The 7,401-nt window shown below is 40.5% G+C and carries 8 protein-coding genes; 6 read left to right on the top strand and 2 right to left on the bottom strand.

Annotated elements, in window-relative coordinates; all coding sequences use genetic code 11:
- On the top strand, positions 1 to 390 hold a 390-nt coding region (locus AACQ83_RS09945), incomplete at its 5' end, for a transposase (protein ID WP_146747890.1).
- Positions 391 to 739: 349 nt separating this feature from the next.
- Here the strand turns inward: AACQ83_RS09945 and hdfR are convergent.
- Positions 740 to 1,576, bottom strand: a complete 837-nt coding sequence (gene hdfR, locus AACQ83_RS09940) for an HTH-type transcriptional regulator HdfR (RefSeq protein ID WP_112877338.1) — start codon at positions 1,574 to 1,576, stop codon at positions 740 to 742.
- A 125-nt stretch (positions 1,577 to 1,701) separates the two neighbouring features.
- Here hdfR and AACQ83_RS09935 point away from each other — a divergent pair, with 125 nt between their 5' ends.
- Complete coding sequence (locus AACQ83_RS09935) at positions 1,702 to 2,040, top strand: DUF413 domain-containing protein (RefSeq protein WP_112877337.1); 339 nt, start codon at positions 1,702 to 1,704, stop codon at positions 2,038 to 2,040.
- 47 nt (positions 2,041 to 2,087) lie between these two features.
- On the opposite strand, the gene AACQ83_RS09930 is transcribed toward AACQ83_RS09935, so the two are convergent.
- Positions 2,088 to 3,611, bottom strand: coding sequence for a YifB family Mg chelatase-like AAA ATPase (locus AACQ83_RS09930; RefSeq protein WP_112877335.1), 1,524 nt, complete (start codon positions 3,609 to 3,611; stop codon positions 2,088 to 2,090).
- Between the two features lie 657 nt (positions 3,612 to 4,268).
- On the opposite strand from AACQ83_RS09930, the gene ilvL reads away from it, so the two are divergent.
- The 4 genes from ilvL to AACQ83_RS09910 all read left to right on the top strand — a co-directional run bounded on the left by ilvL (position 4,269) and on the right by AACQ83_RS09910 (position 7,356).
- A complete protein-coding gene (gene ilvL, locus AACQ83_RS09925; RefSeq protein WP_071647081.1) occupies positions 4,269 to 4,367 on the top strand; it encodes an ilv operon leader peptide in 99 nt (32 codons plus the stop codon).
- 138 nt (positions 4,368 to 4,505) lie between these two features.
- Positions 4,506 to 6,152 carry an acetolactate synthase 2 catalytic subunit gene (gene ilvG / locus AACQ83_RS09920; protein WP_112877334.1) on the top strand — a complete coding sequence of 549 codons (1,647 nt, stop codon included), beginning with the start codon at positions 4,506 to 4,508 and terminating at the stop codon, positions 6,150 to 6,152.
- Complete coding sequence (gene ilvM, locus AACQ83_RS09915) at positions 6,149 to 6,406, top strand: acetolactate synthase 2 small subunit (protein ID WP_011148754.1); 258 nt, start codon at positions 6,149 to 6,151, stop codon at positions 6,404 to 6,406. The genes ilvG and ilvM overlap by 4 nt, the downstream gene beginning before the upstream one ends.
- A 23-nt stretch (positions 6,407 to 6,429) precedes the next feature.
- Complete coding sequence (locus AACQ83_RS09910) at positions 6,430 to 7,356, top strand: branched-chain amino acid transaminase (protein ID WP_112877332.1); 927 nt, start codon at positions 6,430 to 6,432, stop codon at positions 7,354 to 7,356.
- The last annotated feature ends 45 nt before the right edge of the window (positions 7,357 to 7,401 follow it).

Here is a 7,401-nt window from a genome sequence, read left to right as displayed (position 1 = left end):
TTAACGCCGGGAAATACAGATGATCGCCATCCGGTTAAGGAATGGGTAAAAGGATTAACAGGACATCTGTATGGCGACAAAGGGTATTTATCACAAGCTTTAAGTGATGAACTGGAGGCAGAAGGGATAACACTTATCACAAGTGTTCGTCGCAATATGAAAGCCAAGTTTTTATCGCTTTGGGATAAGATTATGTTAAGAAAGCGTTTTTTGATAGAGACCGTGAATGACCAATTGAAAAATATTTCTCAGATAGAATATTCACGACATCGGAGTATAGTCGGCTTTTTGTTGGAGGTAGTATCGGGCTTAATTGCATATACATTCCAACCGAAAAAACCGAGCTTAAATTTACGTGATTCTGAAATCGCTATCCTTAAGCAAAGCTGAGGTTAGTTAAAGTCCTTCTGAACTAAGTGTCTAGAGGATATGTACGAATGGATCTTAGCTAATATTTTGATTGTGAAAATTTTCTTCTTAAGAAAAGCTCGGTTTGAAGGATAGGATACCTAAAACGATAAGGTGGGAACACTACGTCTGATTCAGGTTATACTATACGTAAGGATTACTTAGTAAATAGGAGCTATATGTGGGAAGATAGTAAAAGTAATCCCACCTTATGCTCGATCTGAAATTTCTTTCTCCTTTACTATTTTCATTCCTGTTTTCGTATAGTATTGCTATCCATAAATTTTGCAGAACATATATTTGCTAATTAAATGATTTACATGGATGCTTCTTAACCTCTTGTAGGAGTATGTATGATAGGTATTTTTAATAGCTGTTGAATGAATGCTTGCTGATCATTCTTTTGTAGCCATATGGCATATAATGGGCGTTCAATTAGTTCAGTATTTGGATAGGAGACCAGCTCTGGATATTCATTTTGCCAGTGTATTGGTAAGAAGGCGGCTCCTCTTACGCTATTGAGTAGTTGGCGGGCTATATGTGCTGAAGTGGTTGTGATGGTAGGTAACTGCTCACTTTTTAAAATCCGTTGTTCTTGATGATGGAAATCAGCTCCCCATTCTAGCTTGATGTAATTTTTAATTTGGTATTTCAGATTTTCTTCTGTTGTTAATAACTTTAAGCAAATATTTCCTAATAATAGGCTTTGGAACTCATCCATTTTGGGTGGTTCGGTAGTGATCAACAGATCTAACTCACGTGAATGAAGCTGTTTAACAAGGGATTGCCGTGTAGAAACCCGGGATTCCAATCTTAATTCCTGATGTTTTTTATAGAAGCCTTGTAACCAGGAAGTTAAATATGCTTCCCATAGTGATGCAGTGGCACCAATTGTTAATTCAATATGTTGAGAAGCATGCATTATCTCTTTTTTAGCCAATAGCCAGGTGCTCATCAGTGATTCTGCATAGGGAATAAGGCGCTCTCCTGCTGCTGTAAGACGGATGTTATTACGGTGGCGAGTGAAAAGATGAGTACCTAATTGATTTTCTAGTTGGCGTATGCGAAAGCTAACTGCTGATTGCGTCAGGTACAGTGATTCGGCTGCCCTCCCAAAGTGACGAGTTTTACTGACTTCCAAGAAGGTTTTCAGTAATTCAGTGTCCACATATATCTCCAATAATATTTATCGTTAAGATTTAAATTTTTTGTTTTACAGAACGCCAGGCCTATCTAATACTCCGCGCCATAATTGGCATGATAGTAACAGTACTAGAATTAGGAGTGTGTCAGATGGCCGAAAGCTTCATCACGACTAATCGTTTTTTTGATAACAAAAATTATCCTCGCGGGTTCTCCCGCCATGGCGATTTCACCATTAAAGAGGCGCAATTGCTAGAGCGCCATGGTTATGCGTTCAATGAGTTAGATCTTGGTAAACGCGAGCCTCAAACAGAAGTAGAAGAGCTGTTTGTTGCTGTTTGCCGGGGTGAACGGCAGCCTGTGACAATAGAAGAAAAAGTATGGACCAAATATCTTGCAAAGATTAGTCGTCCAAAGCGTTTTCATACTCTTTCAGGCGGTAAGCCCCAGATCGATGCTTCTGATGACTATACCGACACCGATGATTAATATTATCACAAGTTATGAATATTAGGGGCTTTGCCCCTTTTTCATTGCTAACCTGATTGTTTTTGTAATTGTATTAATAATCTGTCCATACTGCGATAGCTTAAGGCTTCCATGATATGTGGTTTTTCTATCTCTTTTTTTTCTTCTAAGTCGGCAAGTGTCCGGGATGTTTTCAGAATTCGGTGCCATGCTCGGATTGAAAGCCCTAGTTTTATTAGAGTTTGTTCTAGAAATACAGCATCGTCAGGTTTGAGCTTACAAAATGTCTCTGTCTCTTTACTATTCAGATGAGCATTAATTTTTCCACAACGTTTTAGTTGTATTTCTCGTGCTGCTAGTACTCTTAATCTTACATCTTTGCTGCTTTCGCTTGGTCTAACAGGGCTACTCAATGTTCCAATGGGTAACAGGGGAACTTCAATTGAGAGATCAAAACGATCCAAGAAAGGACCAGAAAGTTTCGCTAGGTATCGAAGTATTTGCTGAGGACTACTTCGATTTTTAATGCCCTGATGATAGCCTGTAGGGCTAGGATTCATTGCTGCTATCAATTGAACTTGGGCAGGAAAACAAACTTTTGCTCTGGCTCGGGAGATAATTATTTCCCCTGATTCCAGCGGTTCTCTGAGAGCATCAAGGACTCTGCGTTCAAATTCAGGTAGTTCATCTAGAAATAGCACGCCGTTGTGAGCAAGTGAAATTTCACCAGGTTTTGGAAGTCCTCCGCCGCCGACTAGAGCTGCCATTGAAGAACTGTGATGAGGCGCTCTAAATGGGCGTGTATGCCATTGTTCAGGTGGAAGGTAGGTATCCATCAAGCTATTGATAGCGGCAATCTCAAGGGCCTCTTTGTTTGTTAATGGTGGTAATAGACTACATAGCCGGCTTGCCAACATTGTTTTTCCTGTCCCTGGTGGGCCAAGTAGCAAAAGATTATGTCCGCCTGCGGCTGTGATTTCTAGGGCGCGTTTTGCTTGTTCTTGGCCAATAATATCCTGCAGATCCGGTTGTGATGGTTCTGTTAAGGATTCATGTTGGATTGGTGCTGTCAGCAGTTGTTGTTCTCCCTGAAGAAAGTGACAGATATGCAAGAGATGTTCTGTCATTAACGTTTCATTCTGAGATAAAATTGCCAGCTCCATTGCGTTTTCTGTTGGTAGAATAAGTTGTCTTCCTGCTTCTCCTGCGCTGAGTGCGGCTGGAATTGCGCCGTTAACTTTCCGTAAACCCCCGGATAGAGCGAGTTCACCAAGAAATTCGTAATGACTTAGTTTATTGGTAGGTATTTGTTCTGAAGCGGCTAAAATAGCGATAGCGATTGGCAAATCATAACGGCCACCTTCTTTGGGAAGATCTGCGGGTGCAAGATTGACGGTGATTCTTTTAGGCGGATAGGTAAACCCGCTGTTGATCAACGCGCTTCTGACACGATCTCTTGCTTCTTTTACGGCTGTTTCAGGCAAACCAACTAGGGTTAATCCAGGTAAACCATTACTAATATGCGCTTCAACGGTAACAATAGGGGCGTGAATACCTATAGTCGCTCGGGTATAAATAACAGCGAGGGCCATCCTATTCTCCTTAGTAAGAAAGCGTATATGATGGACTGAAATTAGATAATAAATAGTTTTCTATTATTTTTTTGCGAAGCGGCTCTAATAAATATTTTTCGAAGCAACTATAAAAATTTTATTTTGGAATTCAAATCAAATGATTTTTATTTTATTGATTTAAATGGTTTAATTTTTATTATTTTAATGTTTAAATCATTTTATCTATTATTTTTATATTCTTATTTTGAGGTTTTTTTATTATTTTAGTTATGTTTTAAGATTGATTTTTCATTGGTTGAATTTAATTTAAATTCAAATTTATATATATTTTTACAGTGGATGAATTTAGTATGTTATATCATCATGCTTTATTTTTAATGAGAAGTTTTTGTTACTCAAGTGATTAATAACAAGCTCTTTATTTTTGATTATAGTCGGATGATTTGTTTTTTATGTTATCTATTAATGTGTTGTTTTGTTTATATCTAATCAGTTAGTTTTTATCACTTAAATCGGTCTATTTACTGGATAAATAATCCATATAACAAGTATTTAATTGAAAATAAATAGTATTTTTTTATATCGAGTAATAAAACAAAATAAATGTTGTCAAGCTATGAAGAACGTGATAACTCTTAAATATAGATTAAACAAACGAATTAAACGACCAAGATTATGAACACATTTGTCCTAGTGATTAGCCTAATTATTGTCAGCGTGGTGGTGATTATTATCCCACCGTGCGGGGCTGCACTTGGACGAAGAAAGGCTTAGAATAACAGCCAGATCTCTCGAAGACCCCCGCACCGAAAGGCGCGGGGGTTTTTTTTCGACAAGCAAAATCCGGTAGAGACGGAAACATACAACAGAACAAAATCTTGTCTCACAGGGTAAACACAGGGGATATGAAAAATGAACGGGGCGCAGTGGGTTGTAAAGGCATTACGAACGCAAGGGGTTGATAAGGTTTTTGGCTACCCTGGTGGTACGATCATGCCGGTTTATGATGCTTTGTACGATGGTGGGGTGGAGCATTTGCTTTGTCGGCATGAACAGGGGGCAGCTATGGCTGCAATTGGTTATGCGAGAGCTAGTGGTAAGCCGGGAGTTTGTATCGCTACATCGGGACCGGGAGCAACAAACTTAATCACTGGATTAGCCGATGCATTGTTAGATTCTGTTCCTATTGTTGCTATCACTGGTCAGGTTGGTTCTGAATTGATTGGAACTGATGCCTTCCAAGAAGTCGATGTTTTAGGCCTCTCCCTTGCTTGTACTAAACACAGTTTCTTAGTGGACTCACTGGAAGATTTACCTCAAATTATGGCGGAAGCCTTTTCTATTGCCACTAGTGGTCGACCTGGCCCAGTTTTGATTGATATTCCTAAAGATATTCAGTTGAAAGAGGGGAATTTGGTACCACATTTGGTACCCGTTGAGCAAAAGGAGCCCTGCTCGGAAAGTGAATTAGAACAAGCTCGGAAAATGATTGCGGCTGCGGCAAAGCCAGTGTTGTATGTCGGTGGTGGAGTAGGGATGTCTCAAGCAGTTTCTATTCTGCGAGATTTTGTTGTGGAAACAGGTATGCCGGTTGCTTCTACGTTGAAAGGCTTGGGGGCTGCCGATTCAGAACATCCATGTTATCTGGGAATGCTTGGGATGCATGGTTCGAAAGCGGCCAATCTTGCCGTTCAGTCATGTGATTTGTTGATTGCTGTAGGTGCTCGTTTTGATGATCGTGTGACTGGCAAACTCAATACTTTTGCTCCGTGTGCAAAAATCATTCATCTGGATATCGATCCGGCAGAGTTGGGTAAATTACGTCAGGCTCATGTGTCGTTACTGGGGGATGTGAAGGTATTATTGCCCCGTTTGCAACAGCCGTTGTCAATTATGCCCTGGCAACAGGAAGTTAAGTATCTGAAAGCTGAATATCCTTGGTGTTATGACCATCAGGGAGAGAGTATCTATGCGCCTTGGTTATTGAAGCAGGTTTCAGATCGTAAAACATTTAATACGGTTATTACTACCGATGTTGGACAGCATCAAATGTGGACAGCTCAGCATATGACTTTTGATGGGCCTGAAAATTTCATTACATCTAGTGGATTGGGCTCAATGGGATTTGGTATCCCTGCTGCAATTGGTGCTCAGATTGCTCGACCGGAAGATATGGTGATTTGTGTATCTGGAGATGGCTCTTTCATGATGAATGTTCAAGAATTGGGGACAATTAAACGCAAGCAATTACCAGTAAAAATTTTATTGTTGGATAACCAGCGATTGGGAATGGTGCGGCAATGGCAGGAGCTGTTTTTTGATAAGCGATATAGTGAAACGACATTAACAGATAACCCCGATTTTGTCACATTAGCGAAAGCTTTTGGTATTCCTGGGCAACATATCACAGATAAATCACAGATTGATGAAGCGCTGAATGCATTATTCAGCAGTAAGGGTCCTTATTTATTACAGGTATCTATTGAGGAATTAGAGAACGTTTGGCCGTTAGTTCCTCCCGGTGCAAGCAATGAAACTATGTTGGAGAAATCATTATGATGCAGCATCAACTTGCAATCCATGCTCGTTTCCGTCCTGAAATATTAGAGCGTATCTTACGGGTAACGCGTCATCGTGGATTTCAGATATGTTCCATGAATATGGATCAAACAATGGATGGCGATAATGTTAATATCGAATTAATTGTTGCCAGCCAAAAACCGGTTAATTTGTTGTCTTCACAACTGACTAAATTAGTGGATGTCGCTGGCGTCAAGATCCTGCAACAAAAATCACAACTCATACGTGCATAACGTAGAAATAAAGGAATAAGAGAATGACGAAGCAATCCGATTACATTTGGTTCAATGGTGAGATGGTTCCTTGGGCAGATGCTAAAGTTCACGTGATGTCCCATGCTTTACATTACGGTACATCTGTTTTTGAGGGAATTCGCTGCTATGACTCTCATAAAGGGCCAGTGGTTTTCCGCCATCGTGAGCATATGCAGCGTTTACATGACTCTGCAAAGATTTATCGTATGCCGTTGAACCAGAGTGTCGATGAATTAATGGAGGCGTGTCGGGCAACTCTTCGTAAAAATAATTTAGTCAGTGCTTATATACGTCCATTGGTCTTTATCGGTGATGTTGGCATGGGGGTTAATCCACCTGCCGGTTATAAAACTGATGTCATTATTGCCGCCTTTCCGTGGGGAGCTTATTTGGGAGAAGGCGCATTAGATCAAGGAATTGATGCGATGGTTTCTTCATGGAATCGTGCGGCACCAAACACAATGCCAACTGCGGCTAAAGCCGGTGGTAACTACCTGTCTTCGCTTTTAGTGGGTAGTGAAGCTCGTCGTCGTGGGTATCAGGAAGGTATTGCACTGGATGTTTCTGGTTATATCTCTGAGGGTGCGGGTGAAAATCTATTTGAAGTAAAAGATGGCATATTATTTACCCCACCATTTACCTCCGCTGCATTACCAGGAATTACTCGCGATGCCATTATCAAACTGGCGAAAGATTTAGGGCTGGAAGTGCGTGAGCAGGTATTGTCGCGCGAGTCACTGTACCTGGCTGATGAAGTTTTTATGTCTGGCACAGCGGCTGAAATCACACCCGTTCGCAGTGTTGATGATATTCAGGTTGGTATCGGTAGATGTGGACCTATTACCAAAAAAATTCAACAAGCTTTCTTTGGCTTGTTTGATGGTACGACAGATGATAAATGGGGTTGGTTAGATACAGTCAATCCTTAATAGAACTATAAATAATTTAACGGGCGGTTCGTTCCCCGCCTGTTT

Source organism: Photorhabdus sp. S10-54, from assembly GCF_963878145.1.
In the GTDB taxonomy this organism is placed as follows: domain Bacteria; phylum Pseudomonadota; class Gammaproteobacteria; order Enterobacterales; family Enterobacteriaceae; genus Photorhabdus; species Photorhabdus kayaii.
The sequence above is the reverse complement of the archived record's forward strand: the minus strand, read 5'-3'. Positions and strand labels throughout refer to the sequence as shown.